The sequence below is a fragment of the Frigidibacter sp. SD6-1 genome, assembly GCF_030143255.1.
Taxonomy (GTDB): domain Bacteria; phylum Pseudomonadota; class Alphaproteobacteria; order Rhodobacterales; family Rhodobacteraceae; genus TMP-24.
The window spans coordinates 46826-60979 of sequence record NZ_JARJNR010000010.1; the positions used below are offsets into that span (position 1 = coordinate 46826).

The 14154-nt window shown below is 65.4% G+C and carries 15 protein-coding genes; 14 read left to right on the forward strand and 1 reads right to left on the reverse strand.

Features of this window, described 5'->3' with window-relative positions; genetic code table 11:
• Positions 1 to 92 precede the first annotated feature (92 nt).
• From P0645_RS16600 to P0645_RS16645, 10 genes are all read left to right on the forward strand, one after another.
• Complete coding sequence (locus tag P0645_RS16600) at positions 93 to 1292, forward strand: DUF932 domain-containing protein (protein ID WP_284165683.1); 1200 nt, start codon at positions 93 to 95, stop codon at positions 1290 to 1292.
• A gap of 126 nt (positions 1293 to 1418) precedes the next feature.
• Positions 1419 to 1859 carry a JAB domain-containing protein gene (locus P0645_RS16605; protein ID WP_107754793.1) on the forward strand — a complete coding sequence of 147 codons (441 nt, stop codon included), beginning with the start codon at positions 1419 to 1421 and terminating at the stop codon, positions 1857 to 1859.
• A gap of 108 nt (positions 1860 to 1967) precedes the next feature.
• Entirely contained in the window at positions 1968 to 2486 is a 519-nt protein-coding gene (locus tag P0645_RS16610) for a DNA repair protein RadC (RefSeq protein ID WP_284165684.1), read from the forward strand.
• 101 nt (positions 2487 to 2587) lie between these two features.
• Complete coding sequence (locus tag P0645_RS16615) at positions 2588 to 3079, forward strand: DUF6878 family protein (RefSeq protein WP_284165685.1); 492 nt, start codon at positions 2588 to 2590, stop codon at positions 3077 to 3079.
• Between the two features lie 10 nt (positions 3080 to 3089).
• Positions 3090 to 3467: a DUF6915 family protein gene (locus tag P0645_RS16620; RefSeq protein ID WP_107754796.1), complete on the forward strand. Its 378-nt coding sequence runs from the start codon at positions 3090 to 3092 to the stop codon at positions 3465 to 3467.
• Between the two features lies 1 nt (position 3468).
• Positions 3469 to 3666, forward strand: coding sequence for a hypothetical protein (locus P0645_RS16625; RefSeq protein WP_107754797.1), 198 nt, complete (start codon positions 3469 to 3471; stop codon positions 3664 to 3666).
• A 76-nt stretch (positions 3667 to 3742) separates the two neighbouring features.
• Positions 3743 to 4162 (forward strand): hypothetical protein, encoded by a 420-nt coding sequence (locus tag P0645_RS16630; protein WP_107754798.1) that lies wholly within the window; start codon positions 3743 to 3745, stop codon positions 4160 to 4162.
• Positions 4155 to 4799 (forward strand): DUF8835 domain-containing pootine, encoded by a 645-nt coding sequence (locus P0645_RS16635; RefSeq protein ID WP_107754799.1) that lies wholly within the window; start codon positions 4155 to 4157, stop codon positions 4797 to 4799. The genes P0645_RS16630 and P0645_RS16635 overlap by 8 nt, the downstream gene beginning before the upstream one ends.
• Before the next feature lie 58 nt (positions 4800 to 4857).
• Complete coding sequence (locus P0645_RS16640) at positions 4858 to 5259, forward strand: MbcA/ParS/Xre antitoxin family protein (protein ID WP_284165686.1); 402 nt, start codon at positions 4858 to 4860, stop codon at positions 5257 to 5259.
• Positions 5256 to 5957 carry an RES family NAD+ phosphorylase gene (locus P0645_RS16645; protein WP_035714335.1) on the forward strand — a complete coding sequence of 234 codons (702 nt, stop codon included), beginning with the start codon at positions 5256 to 5258 and terminating at the stop codon, positions 5955 to 5957. The genes P0645_RS16640 and P0645_RS16645 overlap by 4 nt, the downstream gene beginning before the upstream one ends.
• Before the next feature lie 612 nt (positions 5958 to 6569).
• On the opposite strand, the gene P0645_RS16650 is transcribed toward P0645_RS16645, so the two are convergent.
• Positions 6570 to 6866 (reverse strand): hypothetical protein, encoded by a 297-nt coding sequence (locus P0645_RS16650; protein WP_035714334.1) that lies wholly within the window; start codon positions 6864 to 6866, stop codon positions 6570 to 6572.
• 177 nt (positions 6867 to 7043) lie between these two features.
• On the opposite strand from P0645_RS16650, the gene P0645_RS16655 reads away from it, so the two are divergent.
• From P0645_RS16655 to P0645_RS16670, 4 genes are all read left to right on the forward strand, one after another.
• Positions 7044 to 11405, forward strand: coding sequence for a strawberry notch family protein (locus P0645_RS16655; RefSeq protein ID WP_284165687.1), 4362 nt, complete (start codon positions 7044 to 7046; stop codon positions 11403 to 11405).
• A gap of 3 nt (positions 11406 to 11408) precedes the next feature.
• Positions 11409 to 12440 (forward strand): DUF7146 domain-containing protein, encoded by a 1032-nt coding sequence (locus P0645_RS16660; RefSeq protein WP_284165688.1) that lies wholly within the window; start codon positions 11409 to 11411, stop codon positions 12438 to 12440.
• Between the two features lie 366 nt (positions 12441 to 12806).
• Positions 12807 to 13739 (forward strand): DUF2493 domain-containing protein, encoded by a 933-nt coding sequence (locus P0645_RS16665; protein ID WP_284165689.1) that lies wholly within the window; start codon positions 12807 to 12809, stop codon positions 13737 to 13739.
• A gap of 84 nt (positions 13740 to 13823) precedes the next feature.
• Positions 13824 to 14105 carry a WGR domain-containing protein gene (locus P0645_RS16670; protein WP_284165690.1) on the forward strand — a complete coding sequence of 94 codons (282 nt, stop codon included), beginning with the start codon at positions 13824 to 13826 and terminating at the stop codon, positions 14103 to 14105.
• Positions 14106 to 14154 lie beyond the last annotated feature (49 nt).

Consider the following 14154-nt stretch of genomic DNA (forward strand, 5'->3'; position numbering starts at 1 on the left):
CCGCCTTCTAGAGTGAGAGGAGTGCCGGTTTCCCGGTGACGGGTTAAAGGCTCGGGAGAGTGGCTCCCGGCGCCTGTCACGGGAGATAGCCGATGGGCGTTGTGGAAGTTCTGGATCCGGTCGCGCCGGCGCGAGCCGGTGGCTGGAAGGTGGATGTGAGCCGGGGTGAGCGGAACGGGCGAGTGTCGTCCGAATGGTTCAACCGCCCCGACGACGAGCGGTATCTGTCGCTCGACGATCTCTGGGCCAATGTGAAGGGTCGGTCCGAGCGCAGCCGCAGCCGGGTGGTGCAGACGGCGGACATCCGAGTCGAGGCCGCGCGCGACAGCGCCGAGCGGCTACATCTGGTCCTGCCGAAAGCACATGAACCGGTGGCACCTACGCACTGGGCCTTCGGCCAGCTTGCCAGCATCGTCGGCGCACCGGCCTCCTACCTGCGGCAACTGCCCGCGCCACTGGCGGGGATCAACCTGCAATACGGCCTAACCAACCACCGCGCAGAGCAGGTGAAGACCTTCGAGACCGAGGATGGCCGCACTGAATTGCGCGCGGTGACTGGCCCCGACTACGGCCGCATCCATGACCACGAACTGGTCGAGGCGGTGCAGCGCATCGCGGGCAATGGCACCGGCGACACGCGCTGGAAGGTGCCGGGCGTGCTCGACTGGTCGACCGGGGTCTACAACCCAGATGTCGAGATCAGCCGCGACACGACCACGCTTTATGCCTCTGACCGCGATGTCTTCCTGTTCCTGGTCGACGATCACAATCCGATCGAGGCGGGCCGCCTGCCTGATGGCTCCCCTGATCTCTACTTCCGGGGCTTCTATTGCTGGAACTCCGAGGTCGGGGCCAAGACACTCGGCATGGCGAGCTTCTACCTGCGGGCCGTCTGCCAGAACCGCAACCTCTGGGGCGTCGAAGATTTTCAGGAGATCAAGATCCGCCACTCGAAATACGCCGCCTCGCGCTTCGCCCATGAAGCGGCCCCGGCGCTGACCCGTTTCGCTAATTCCTCGCCGCAGGGTTTCGTGAACGGCATCAAGGCCGCGCGGCAGCAGATCGTCGCGCGGACGGATGAGGACCGGGATGACTTCCTTCGCAGGCGCGGCTTCTCGAAGGCCGAGTCGGGCAAGATCATCGAGAAGGTGTTGATGGAAGCGGGCCGCCCGCCGGAGAGCATCTTCGACTTCGTGCAGGGCATCACGCGGTTGGCGCGCGACAAGACCCAGCAGGATGCTCGCCTCGACATGGAAGGGCGCGCGAAGAAGCTCCTCGACCGGGTCGGCTGACGCCGGGGCCCGCCACAGCGACCGCCCGCATGCGCGGCGGTCGCGCTTTCCCCTTCCACAGGCACGCCAGTTGCCCCGTCCCGATAGGGCAGGGGGCTTCGGCCTGCGCAATTCAGCGAAACCCCCATGACCCCCCAGGAAGAAACCGTCATCCTCGAGGCCCGTGATATCCTCGGCCGCTATCTCAGCCAGAACCCCGTCATTGGCAGCTGGCAGGCGCTGATGGACTATTGTGCTCTGACCGTCCGAGGTCCCAACGAGCGGTTCCATGTCCTCTATCTTGACCGCAAGAACCGCGTCATCTCCGATGAGCGTCTCTCGACCGGCACGGTTGATCATGTCCCGGTCTATCCGCGCGAGGTGATCAAGCGGGCGCTGATGCTGAATGCCAGCGCCCTGATCCTGATCCACAACCACCCGTCAGGCGATCCGACGCCCTCGGAGGCCGATCTCGGCATGACCAAGGAGATCCAGAAGGGGTGCAAGTATCTTGGTCTGATGCTGCACGATCATATCATAGTCGGGGCCGGGACCGAGCTGAGCCTGCGGGCCCTCGGCAAGCTCTGAGGGCCCATCGGACCCATCACCGCTGCCCCTTCGAGGAAGAGGGCGGCGGTTTGGTCTTTGACGGATGAGGCGGGGAGAGCGGCTTCCCGCGCCGTCGGAGATCTTCCCATGTTCGACCTGCCATTGCCCATCCACCCGACCACTTACGCGCGGGTCGTCCCACCGCACTTTTCAACTGGTGATGTCGACCCCAATCACCCCTTCGCCCTGACCCTGTCTCGCCGCGCGCCGGCCGATCTGATGTCGGGCCGGGCCGCCCCGCTCGTCCTGGCACGCTTCGAGAAGTTGGCTGAGGCCATGCAGGGCGCGATCGACTATGCCGAGGGGATTGCCCCGGATGCTGCGCCCCAGCTCCTAGCGATCCTTGACCGTGACGAGCGCCTTGTGCTGGCCGGGGCCGCCAGTGAGCAAGCTGTCGCCTGGTGCCACCCGGTGACGAGCGCGGCCGAGGCGCGGGGCGTCGTGACCGAGGCGAGCCAGCTGCGCGCGCAAGCGGGCCGCGCGGCCGCCTGGGGTGAGGCCGATCTGGCGGTTCGGCTACGCCTCCGCGCCGATCTTCTGGACGGGCGTCTCGTCGACCCACTCTGGCGCGCTTTCGCCGCCCGCGCGCTGCAGGTCGCGGCGTGACGCCCGAGAGGCAGAGAAGGGCAGGGGGGATTTGGAGCTTGTCCGGGGGAGAGAGATCGCCCGGCCCGACTCCGATCCCTTTCCTTTTCCGGAGATACCCGATGAACATGACTGAACCCACCCTCACGCCGCCGATGGCACCCTCGACCGTCGACATGGCACAGATCTTCGCCGCGCATGCCGCGCGCGCGGCCCGGATCGAAGCGCTGCGCCCGGGCAACAAGGACCGCCTTTTCGACGGCCTCACGGCCGCTGGCATCACCCATGTCACTGTCACCTTTGACGGTGCCGGGGACAGTGGCCAGATCGAAAGCATCGGCGCCTGGTCCGGCGAGACCGCCGTCGATTTTCCCGCCACCGTGATCGCATACGCCGCGCTCACCTGGGACGATCCCGAGGTCGAGATGCGGCAGCTCTCGCTGGAGGATGTCGTCGAGCAACTGGCCTATGACTTTCTCTCCGACACCCATGGCGGCTGGGAGAACAACGACGGCGCCTGGGGCGAATTCTGCTTCGACGCCGCGGTCCGCTGCATCCACCTCGAGTTCAACGAACGGTTCACGTCGTCCGAACTCCATACCCACGATTTCTAAGGGGGCGGCGATGGCACATCCTTATCACCACGCCCTGTCCTCAGTGAAAACATGGGGCGGCACGGTCGACGACTTCATCGCGGTGCATGCCTGGTTCGACCAGAGCAAGGAGATTACTGCGGACTTTCGGCACCGGGCGCTGCGCCACCATGCCGAGGGCATTTTCATGGCCGAGACGATCTTTGGGGTGACCCTCACGCTCTCGACCGGGCGCATCATTCCGACCCGCTGGGTCGGCGAACAGCATGTGAAGGAAGATCTGGGCTTCATCCCGAGCTTCGCTGATTGGGTGAAGGCCATCCGACCCGAGCCATGGATGGGCCGGGCCGCGCAGATTGAGGCGCTGGTCGATCCACATCTTGCCTCACCCGTGGTCGAGGTCACCTGAGATGACCGACCCCGCATATCAGCGCCTCGGCCTGCCCGTGACGGCCTCGCCCTTCACCGTCCTGCGCGCGGCGATCCGGGCGCTCCACCCCGACACGCGCGCCGTTCGCGGCTTTCGGACGGCGCGTAAGCGCTTCTACCGGCAGATGCTCTGCGCGCATGTCGCGCGACAGGCGGCGGGCGACAAGCCCACCGGCTGATCGCGCCCAACCACCCCCATCATCCCGACACACCGCCCGGCCTCTTGGCCGGGTCTTCCCCATTCAGGAGGTTCCCATGGCGGATTACTTCACCCATTTCTCGTGCCTGCTCGACGTCGGCACTCCCGACAAGGCCGCTCGCGCGCTTGCCCTGTTCCAGAGCTTGCGCGAAACCGATCAGGATGCCGACGACCCGGAGGTCACGGGCTTTGATCTCGTGCGCCAAGATGCACCCGAGGGCAGCACCCTCTGGATCCATGACGATGACCACGGCGATGTCGATGCGGTCATCCGTTTCGTGCTGCGCCTTGCCGAAGAGCTCGACCTCACCGGTCTCTGGGGGTTCCAGTACGCCCTGACCTGTTCCCGGCCTCGCCTCGACGCCTTCGGCGGCGGCGCGCATGTCATCGACCTCGGCGCGCGCAAATCCGTCGGCTGGACGAGCGGCCAGGAATGGCTGGCCGCCGCGCTGAACGGGGAGGACGCACATGCCTGAGGTCATCTGCACCACAGTCTACCAGTTCCCTGAACTCTCCGATGCCGCCAAGGAAAAAGCGCGCAGCTGGTATCGCGAGCTTGGCCCCCACGACGATTGGTGGGACGCGGTCTACGAGGATTTCGAGCGGGTCTGCGAAATCCTCGGCATCCGCCTGAAGACCACGCCCGTCCGCCTGATGGGCGGCGGCACGCGGGCAAAGCCCTGCATTTGGTTCTCCGGGTTCTGGAGCCAGGGCGACGGGGCCTGCTTCGAGGGCTACCTTAGCCACGCCAAGGGCGCGGCCGCGCGCATCCGGGACTACGCCCCGACCGACGCGACGCTGCGCGGCATCGCCGACCGGCTGCAGGCCATCCAGCGGCGGAACTTCTATCAGCTCGCCGCCGAGGTCAGCCATCGCGGGCGCTACTACCATGAATACACCATGGCAGTTGACGTCACGCGCGACGGTCCGACCTGGCAGCCGCCCACCGAGGACGCCGAGGAGATCGTGACCGAGGCGCTGCGTGATCTGGCCCGCTGGCTCTACCGCCAGCTTCAGGCTGAATACGACCACCTGACCTCTGACGAGGCCATCGAGGAGGGGATCATCGTGAACGAGTACACTTTCACCGAAGCCGGGCGCAGGTTTGGGTGAGAGCGCGGACAGTTCATTTGAGCTTTACAATGAGGCCATATGATCTATATTCAGGCCAATGGAGGGCGCCATGTACATTGCTGAGAAAATCCGGGAACCCGCACAGATCAACGCCGTTGCGTTGAAGGCCTATGCGCGCGTGGCCGATGCCTGGGGTCTCAGCCTCAAGGAAGCGGCTGGCCTTGCCGACATGTCGGAAAGCACGTGGAAGCGCGCCAAGAAGCCGGATTTCGCGGGGGAACTGACCAAGGATCAGCTTCTGCGGCTCAGTGCGGTGATCGGCATCTACAAGTCGCTCGAACTCTACTTCTCCGAGCCGCTCGCGCGAAGCTGGTTCACCCGACCGAACACGGGGCCGCTCTTTGGGGGAAGCCGTCCGGTTGACACCGCCATCGACGGGGGCTTGCCGCAAATTCTCGCGGTTCGGACCTATCTCGATGCGTTGCGTGTTGGGGCATGAAGCAGACCGAGATTTCTGATCGCGGTCTCGTTCGTCTCCTGCCCGCCACTTACCACAAGCCGCCATCCCTGCGTGGTCTCGTCGATACCGATGACGAGATGGAGATCCTCGCAGAGATCGAAGGTCTGACCAGCGGCCGTCTTCTGGCGGAACGTGGCCGCAACCCGCATCTGGACCCGCGCGAGCTTGCCTGGCAGCGGCGCAGCCGTGATCAGCGTATTTATGGCGACAGTCATGTCAACGCCGCCTTCACCTATACCCGCGCCGGCGGAAATCGCTTCAACACAGAGGAGCGCGGCGCATGGTATTGCGCATGGGATGTGATGGTGTCCGTCAGCGAAGTGGCCTGGCACCGCACGCGCGAACTCGGCTTTACCGGCAGCTTCCATGACAGCGCTCGCTATGTGGAATTGCTGGCTGACTTCATCGGCGTCTTTGACGACCTGACCGACGAGCCGGGCCATCCGGCTCTGCATCCGGATCCGGCTGTCGGATATCCCGAGGGCCAAAGCCTGGCCCAGCATCTGCGCCGGGCTGGATCGCGTGGCCTGATCTACCCCTCGGTCCGAGCTGCCGCGCCGGGCGGGAATTGCCTCGTCTGCTTCGAGCCCCACGCCATCCAGAATGTCCGGCCTGGCGCGTCTTGGGATCTTGTTTGGGATGGGACACCGCACTACTCGGTTACGGCTGTCGGCTGACGAGTATCGGCGCATGCGTTTTGGAGGGGCCGAAGAAATGGAATCGGCAAATGGCAACAGCGCTGACGTGACGATCTTGCAGCCATGTGACCATCCGGCGTTATTCGAGGCTTTGGACTGTCCGCCGTCACCTACGGACGCACTACGAGCAGCACATCGCCGGACGAAAGAGAGGTCATTCCGGCGAAACACATGGCTTCCAACGATGGACTGAGTCTGCCGGTCTTATGGGCTTCCCATGGACGCGCTGAAGACGACGACGTCTCTGCCCCAAGAGACCTCTATAAATTGCTTTGATGAATGCGATGTTCCAGCGTTATGGACGCTCCAATGCCAACATTTCCAAAGAACTGAGGGACTAGCCCAAGTGGAGGAAAGTCTGAAGACGCTGGGTTAAGCGACGGCCACGACTTGCGGTGGTTGCCGAAGATCGCAGCGGTGTATCTCCCGGCGTGCCGCCGGGAGCAGACCTTGGTCCTTCGGACAGGAGCTTGACCGAAGCTGATGTCCCAAAGGGATAATCTGCCAATCTATAGGTTGGCAACTACGCTCGGTTTGCCAAGCCACGGCATAGCAGAAGCTCCGGAAGGCCGGAGCTAGCCGGTGCCGTGCTCACTTGTTCCCGTCGATCCACTTCGACATCAACCCCTTGTCGCGGAAGCATTCGTCCGGAACGGCGCGGCGCTTGATGCGGGCGAGCTTCTCCGCGAAGGCCACCTGCTTCGAGGTCGGCAGCCGGTCCATGTCGGATACCGGCTTCAGCTGGGCCTGCGCCTCGATCCAGGCGCTGAGCGACCGGCGGTCCTGCTGAACTTCCCAGAGCAGGAGGGTCTGGTTGCGCAGGGCGAGCGAGCGCGCATAGGCGATCTGCTTGGGCGTCGCGGGCAAGGCGTATGTGGTGCTGTCCATCGGGAAACTCCCTTGCTGGCTTGGCCCTGAATATAGAACATAACAGGAACAAAATCAAGCCGAAGCTCTGGGGCGCGTCGGTTCGAGAGGGAGAGATGGGCGGGGGAAGATCAGGCCTGAGGGTGCCCGAGAGAGGGTGTCCGGGCCTGATCCTGTCCCTCATTCTGGAGCTTCCCGATGACCTATCTCGCACCCGTTGCGCCTCCCGTTCCCGTTCCATCGCGCGATCTCGCGCCAGCGATCCTCGCCGTCGCCGAAGTGTTGCAGCCCGATCTGACCCAAGGTTTCCAGATCGACGCGCTGCGTCTGCGGCTCGAGATGGAGCGCGCCTTTGGCGGCTCAGATGCCGATGGTTGCTGGGACTGGAAGCTTGCCTATGAGGCGGGCGAGGTGGCGCTGGTCCTCTTCCTGCGGAAGTTCGGCCGCGCGCTGCTGGCCCGGGCCGGCTCGCCTGCGGCGCTGCTGCCGATCCTCTCCAAGGTGGCCGGCCTCTTGCCGACGCACACCCGCCGCTCGGAGGAGATGGAGCGCTTCCAGCAATTCTCGACGCCCTTGCCCATGGGGCTCGCGGCGCTCACTGCTGCGCAGATCACCCGGCGTGACCTGGTCCTCGAGCCTTCGGCCGGGACCGGCCTTCTGGCGATCCTCGCGGAAATCGCCAGCGGCAGCCTCGCGCTGAACGAGTTGGCAGACACCCGCGCCGACCTTCTGCGCCTTCTCTTTCCGGGTCATCCCGTCACCACATTCGACGCAGCACAGATCGACGATCATCTCGACGCGGGCGTCCGCCCAAGCGTCATCTTGATGAACCCGCCGTTTTCGGTTGTGGCGAATGTCGATGGCCGGACGACAGAGGCGACAGCGCGCCACCTCCGCTCGGCGCTTGCCCGGCTCGCCCCCGGCGGGCGTCTGGTCGCAATCACCGGAGCCGGTTTCGCACCCGATGCGCCTGCGTGGGCAGAGACATTCGGCCGCCTGACCGAGAGTGCCCATCTGGTCTTCACCGGCGCTGTGTCGGGCGCTGCTTTCGCCAAGCACGGCACTAGCTTCGAGACGCGGATCTCGGTCTTCGACAAATGCCGGGGCGGCGAGCAGGGTGGCATCACCGCCGATCTGGCACGGTCCATCTCGCCCGATGTGGCCCACCTCCTTGCCCGGATCACCGCCGAGGTCCCGCCACGCGTCGAGTTGGATGCGGGTGTGGGCGCATGTTCCCGGCCCATTTCCTCTTTCCGGGGAATTCCTTCCCGTGCCTCCGGCCCTGCCGCTCGACCCCAGCGGTCAACGGCGTCGGCCAAGACGGATGCGCATGTCACCACGCCCGATGCCGAGGACCTCGCCTACACGCTGCGCGAGACGGAGGACGGCCTCGGCTCCGCGCGCCTTTCTGACGAGATCTACGAGATCTTTCGGCTGCAGGCGATCGACATTCCCGGTGCCGCTCCACACCCGACCAAGCTTGTGCAATCCGCGGCCATGGCGTCCGTTGCGCCCCCGAAACCCTCCTACCGCCCGAAACTCCCCGCCGCCGTCCTGCGCGACGGCCTGCTGTCCGACGCGCAGCTTGAGACCGTGATCTATGCCGGTGAGGCGCATGACGCCTATCTCGCGGGGTCTTGGACCGTCGATGAGACCGGCGACACGGTGTCTGCCGCGCCCGACGATGCCGCAGACGCTGTCCGCTTCCGCCGCGGCTTCTTCCTTGGCGACGGCACCGGTGCGGGCAAGGGCCGCCAGTCAGCAGGCATCCTGCTCGACAACTGGTACCAAGGCCGCCGCAAGGCGCTCTGGATCTCGAAGAGCGACAAGCTTCTCGAGGACGCGCAGCGCGACTGGTCTGCCCTTGGCCAAGAGCGGCTGCTGGTGACACCCTTGTCGCGCTTCGCGCAAGGCCGCGACATCCCGCTCGCTGAGGGTATCCTGTTCACCACCTATGCGACGCTGCGATCCGAGGAGCGGGGCGCCAAGAAATCCCGCGTCGACCAGATCGTCGACTGGCTGGGGGCGGATTTCGACGGCGTGATCCTCTTTGACGAAAGCCATGCCATGGCCAACGCTGCAGGGTCCAAGGGCGAGCGCGGTGACACGGAAGCTTCGCAGCAGGGCAGGGCGGGCCTGCGCCTGCAGCACAAGCTGCCCAATGCCCGCGTGGTCTATGTCTCGGCCACGGGAGCCACGACGGTCCACAACCTCGCCTATGCGCAGCGCCTCGGGCTCTGGGGCGGGGAGGACTTTCCCTTCGCGACCCGCGCCGAATTTGTCGAGGCCATCGAGGCTGGCGGCGTCGCCGCGATGGAAGTCCTCGCCTGCGACCTGCGGTCCTTGGGCCTCTACACGGCCCGGTCGCTGTCCTACGATGGCGTCGAATACGAGATGCTGGAACATGCGCTGACCCCTGAGCAGCGCGGCATCTATGATGCCTATGCCGGGGCCTTCGCCATCATCCACAACAATCTCGCGGCCGCGATGGATGCGGCCAATATCACGGGCGACAGCGGCACACTGAACCGCCAGGCCAAGTCCGCCGCGCGCTCGGCCTTCGAGTCTGCCAAGCAGCGCTTCTTCGGGCATCTGCTCACCAGCATGAAGACCCCCACGCTGATCGCGAGCATCGATGCCGATCTCTCGGCAGGCCACGCAGCCGTCATCCAAATCGTCTCGACCGGCGAGGCGCTGATGGAGCGCCGCCTGTCGGACATCCCCACCGACGAATGGAACGACATCCGCGTCGACATCACCCCGCGCGAGTACGTCCTGGACTACCTCGCCCATTCCTTCCCGGTGCAGCTCTACGAGCCCTTCACTGACAGCGAGGGAAATTTGTCGTCCCGGCCCGTTGTTCGCGACGGCCAGCCAGTCGAATGCCGCGAGGCTGCGCGCCGGCGCGACGCGCTGATCGAAAGGCTGGCGTCGCTGCCGCCGGTGCCGGGGGCGCTTGACCAGATCGTGCAGCGCTTCGGCACCGACCTCGTGGCCGAGGTCACGGGCCGCTCGCGCCGCATCGTGCGCAAAGGCGAGGGTCCTGCTGCTCGGCTCGTCGTGGACAGCCGGGCGGGCTCGGCCAACCTCTCGGAAACTGCCGCCTTCATGGAAGACCAGAAACGCATCCTGATCTTCTCAGATGCTGGCGGCACGGGTCGGAGCTACCACGCCGATCTCGGGGCCAAGAACCAGCGCCTGCGGGTGCATTATCTTCTGGAACCCGGCTGGAAGGCAGATGCAGCCATCCAAGGCCTCGGGCGCACCAACCGCACCAATCAGGCGCAGCCGCCGCTCTTCCGGCCGGTGGCCACGGATGTTAAGGCGGAGAAGCGGTTCCTGTCGACCATCGCCCGCCGCCTCGACACGCTCGGGGCCATTACGCGCGGCCAGCGCCAGACGGGCGGGCAGGGGCTGTTTCGGCCGGAGGACAACCTCGAGTCGCCCTATGCCCGAGACGCGCTGCGCCAGCTTTACCGCCGGATCTATCGCGGCGATGTGGCGGGCTGTTCGCTCGGTGCCTTCGAGGACGCCACCGGCCTGAGCCTGACGGATGACAACGGTCTGAAAGAAGACCTGCCCCCGATCACCACCTTTCTCAATCGCCTGCTGGCGCTGACGATCGACATGCAGGCCGTGCTCTTCTCGGCCTTCGAGGAATTGCTCGATCAACGGATCGAGGGCGCTATCGCCGCAGGGGTCTATGACCTTGGTCTCGAGACGCTACGTGCCGAAAGCTTCCGTGTCACGGATGCGCGCGTGATCTACACCCATCCCGGCTCCGGAGCGGAAACCCAGCTCCTCACCATCGCAGAAAAGCGCCGCAACACGCCGACCTCGCTTGCCGATGCTCTCGACTGGCTCGATGACCCGAAGGCCCGCCTTCTGGTCAACAGCCGCTCCGGCCGGGCTGCGGTGCAGGTGCCCGCGACCAGTCTGATGCTGGACGACGGTACCATCGAGCCGCGGCTGCGTCTGATCCGGCCGACCGAGGCGAGCACGGTTCCGGCCAAGATCATGGACGACACCCACTGGCTGGAAGCCGACCGCGCGGCCTTCGTCGCTGCCTGGACCGCGGAACTGGCCGAGGTGCCGGAGTTCAGCGAGTCCACCCTCCACATCGTTGCAGGCCTCCTGTTGCCGATCTGGAAGCAGCTCCCGCAGGACGAAACCCGCGTCTACCGGCTGCAGACGGATGACGGTCAGCGCATCATCGGTCGCCGCGTCTCGCCCGCCTGGGTCGCGACCACGCTGGCCAATGACGCGCCGCAACTCACGGCGGCCCAAGTCCATGCCCTCGTTCTCGAGGGCAAGACCGTGGTCCGCCTTACCGAGGGGATGGAGTTGCATCGCTCCCGCGTCATGGGCGTGAACCGGATCGAGCTTTCCGGCTTCACGGAAGCGGCCAAGGACCGGCTGAAGGCGGATGGCTTCTTTTCGGAGATCATCAGCTGGAAGCTGCGCCTCTTCTGCCCGACGGACTCGGGCGGCATCGTCGTGCTGGATCGTCTGCTTGCACGTTGTCCTGTGACGGGACTACATGCACGCGGAGGGTGTTGACCCATGTATTCCGAGACTGAAGATGTGATCCGCGCTCTGGCGGAGAATGCTGAGAGCGTCTGTCGCGCTTACCTTCCCGCCGGACGGCGGGAAGGATCCTACTGGATCGTGGGCGACCTGCAGAACAACCCCGGCCGGTCGCTTTTCGTGCGGCTGACCGGACCCGCGTCAGGGCCGGGCGCGCGCGGAAAATGGCAGGATGCGGCGGTCGGACTGCATGGTGATCTTCTCGACATCATCCGCGAGCGGACCGGGATCTCCCGCTTTCCCGATCTTCTGGCCGAGGCCCGAGCACATCTTGGCCGTCCGCAGCCGGTTCTCCCGGATGCGCCCATGCCGAAGAAGGCGAAGGCTCCCGCTGGCACGACAGTGGCGGCGGCGCGTCTGTTCGCAGCCTCGATGCCGGTCGCAGGGACGCTTGCTGACTCCTACTTCCGCTCCCGCGGCCTGACCCAAGGCGGCAGGATGAACGCCCTGCGCTTCCACCCGAAGTGCTGGCATCGGGAGGAGGGCCAAACCAAGAGCACCCCCAGACCAGCACTGATCGCCGCGGTCACCGATGGGGCAGGGGCCTTGCAGGGCGTGCATCGCACCTGGCTTGCGCCTGACGGACAGGGGAAGGCGCGGGTCGAGACGCAGCGGCGTGCCATGGGTCACCTCCTCGGCAATGCCGTCAGACTGACCCCGCATGACGACATCCTCGTGGTCGGCGAGGGCATCGAGACCATGCTGTCCCTGATCGAGGCAGTGCCCGGCCTTCCCGTCTGGGCCGCGCTCTCGTCGGGTCACCTCGGGGCGGTCCTGCTGCCGGAGGAGCTGCAGCGCCTCTACATCGCCATCGACCGCGATCCGGCGGGGCGCGGCGCGGCAGAGAGGTTGAGCGCCAGAGCAACCGGGGTCGGCATTTCCGTGCGGGTGCTGGAACCGCGGCTCGGGGATTTCAACGATGATCTCCGGGCGACCGGCAAAGAGGCGCTGCGCCAGCATCTGGCAGGTCAGATCGGGCCCGAGGATCGGCAGCGCCTGTTCGGCTGAGCAGCGTCGCGCAGGGGCGGGCAAGGAACAGCAGGGCAGGGTCTGCATTCCTGTTGTGGCTTTTGACCGTCACCTTTGCCTCTTCCCGGGCAATCTCATCCACCCGTCCCCCGAGCGGCCTTCAAGAGATGGGCAGGCGGCCGTCAAAGGGGACGCCCCTTCAAGGACGGGGGGCGACTGATTTCCGCCGGCGGGGACAAGCCCCGCCTTTGCATCGCGAAGCAAATCAGCCGCCCCCCGTCCTCCTCCACATGCGTTCCGGCCCTGAAAAGGGGGTGAAGGGGCGGCCCCCGTGACGGCGCTCTACGCCCATGAAGGCCGCGCGGGATGACGCGCGGACGAGACAGGCCCGGAGGCAAGAAACCGATGACGATCCACACCCACGACGACGCGTACGAACCCGCCCACACCGCATCCCAGACCGCCCATGCGCTCGACGAGCTGCAGCTCTATGGCTACCGCCCCTTCGACGAGCCCGATCCGCGCCCGATGCCCGATGGGCAGCGCCTCGCGGTCGCCGTCGCGGACATCTTCGACGCCCTTGTCGCGACCCTGGAAGACACCCGCATGGAACCCGACCTCGAAGAGGTGCTCTGGGGCCAGGTCAACCTCTTCCACCGCGCCACGGCCCGGATCGAGCGGTCGCTCGACGAGAACGAGCAGGCGCAGCGCCGCCTCCAGCGCGAGCAGGACGGCTCCGAGGTGAAATCCACCGAACTCGAGCGCCTGACAGCAGAAGGCCTGACCCTGATCGAACGGCGCAACTGCATGGACATGATGCGCGATCACGCCGCCACCGAGTTCGTCCATCACACGGGTTCCACCTGGCGCCCCCGCACCGGTTCGATGGTGAATCGCCAGCACATGACAGCCGCACTGATTGACAGCCGCGACTTCCTCGCCGCCAAGCGCCGCGTAGAGACCGAGGTGATGCTGCCGGCAGGCCCCAAGGTTGCCCTCACCGGCGGGACCGACTTCAACGATCATCGCCTGATCTGGGGCAAGCTCGACCAGGTCCGGACCAAGTATCCCGACATGGTCCTCCTGCACGGTGGCAGCCCGAAGGGCGCAGAGCTCATCGCCGCCAAATGGGCCGAAGCCCGGGGCGTGACGCAGGTGACCTTCAAGCCCGACTGGACCAAGCACGCCAAGGCCGCGCCCTTCAAGCGCAACGACGCGATGCTGGATGTGCTCCCGGTCGGGGTCCTTGTCTTCCCCGGAACCGGTATCCAGGAAAACCTCGCCGACAAGGCCAAGAAGCTTGGCATCCCGGTCATGAAGTTCGAGAAGGGGGCGTGAGCCCCCTCTTTCTTTTCGGGATAGAACATTGTGGAAACGTCGAAGAGCGCTTGATATTGTGGTTTGGAGAGAGGCGCAAACAACATGTTCGACATATCGCAGCAAATGGAAGTGTTCCCGACGACGGTCGATCTCAAGCGGATCGACCCGTCTCTCAACATGCGGCGCTTCTATCGAATGAGCGTTCAGCCGGACCTGTTTGGCGGCGCATGCCTTGTGCGGGAATGGGGCCGGATCGGGATGCGAGGGCAGATGCTGATCGAACAGCACCCAGACGAGGGCAGAGCAGTCACTGCACTCATGAAGCTTGCAGCGAACAAGACGCGGCGAGGGTATCGAGCGGCCGCCGGGCAGAAGATCGATTGAAATCCGGTCAAAGAGATTTCGCCAGGCGTGTATTTCGCGTTTATTTTCG

Bases quoted from the DNA above. Each gene is read 5' to 3' on its own strand.
- P0645_RS16630 (WP_107754798.1), top strand. From the start codon at position 3,743: ATGGCGGATTACTTCACCCATTTCTCGTGCCTGCTCGACGTCGGCACT.
- P0645_RS16650 (WP_035714334.1), bottom strand. From the start codon at position 6,866: ATGGACAGCACCACATACGCCTTGCCCGCGACGCCCAAGCAGATCGCC.
- P0645_RS16625 (WP_107754797.1), top strand. From the start codon at position 3,469: ATGACCGACCCCGCATATCAGCGCCTCGGCCTGCCCGTGACGGCCTCG.
- P0645_RS16645 (WP_035714335.1), top strand. From the start codon at position 5,256: ATGAAGCAGACCGAGATTTCTGATCGCGGTCTCGTTCGTCTCCTGCCC.
- P0645_RS16610 (WP_284165684.1), top strand. From the start codon at position 1,968: ATGTTCGACCTGCCATTGCCCATCCACCCGACCACTTACGCGCGGGTC.
- P0645_RS16615 (WP_284165685.1), top strand. From the start codon at position 2,588: ATGAACATGACTGAACCCACCCTCACGCCGCCGATGGCACCCTCGACC.
- P0645_RS16655 (WP_284165687.1), top strand. From the start codon at position 7,044: ATGACCTATCTCGCACCCGTTGCGCCTCCCGTTCCCGTTCCATCGCGC.
- P0645_RS16620 (WP_107754796.1), top strand. From the start codon at position 3,090: ATGGCACATCCTTATCACCACGCCCTGTCCTCAGTGAAAACATGGGGC.
- P0645_RS16670 (WP_284165690.1), top strand. From the start codon at position 13,824: ATGTTCGACATATCGCAGCAAATGGAAGTGTTCCCGACGACGGTCGAT.
- P0645_RS16665 (WP_284165689.1), top strand. From the start codon at position 12,807: ATGACGATCCACACCCACGACGACGCGTACGAACCCGCCCACACCGCA.
- P0645_RS16640 (WP_284165686.1), top strand. From the start codon at position 4,858: ATGGAGGGCGCCATGTACATTGCTGAGAAAATCCGGGAACCCGCACAG.
- P0645_RS16635 (WP_107754799.1), top strand. From the start codon at position 4,155: ATGCCTGAGGTCATCTGCACCACAGTCTACCAGTTCCCTGAACTCTCC.
- P0645_RS16660 (WP_284165688.1), top strand. From the start codon at position 11,409: ATGTATTCCGAGACTGAAGATGTGATCCGCGCTCTGGCGGAGAATGCT.
- P0645_RS16605 (WP_107754793.1), top strand. From the start codon at position 1,419: ATGACCCCCCAGGAAGAAACCGTCATCCTCGAGGCCCGTGATATCCTC.
- P0645_RS16600 (WP_284165683.1), top strand. From the start codon at position 93: ATGGGCGTTGTGGAAGTTCTGGATCCGGTCGCGCCGGCGCGAGCCGGT.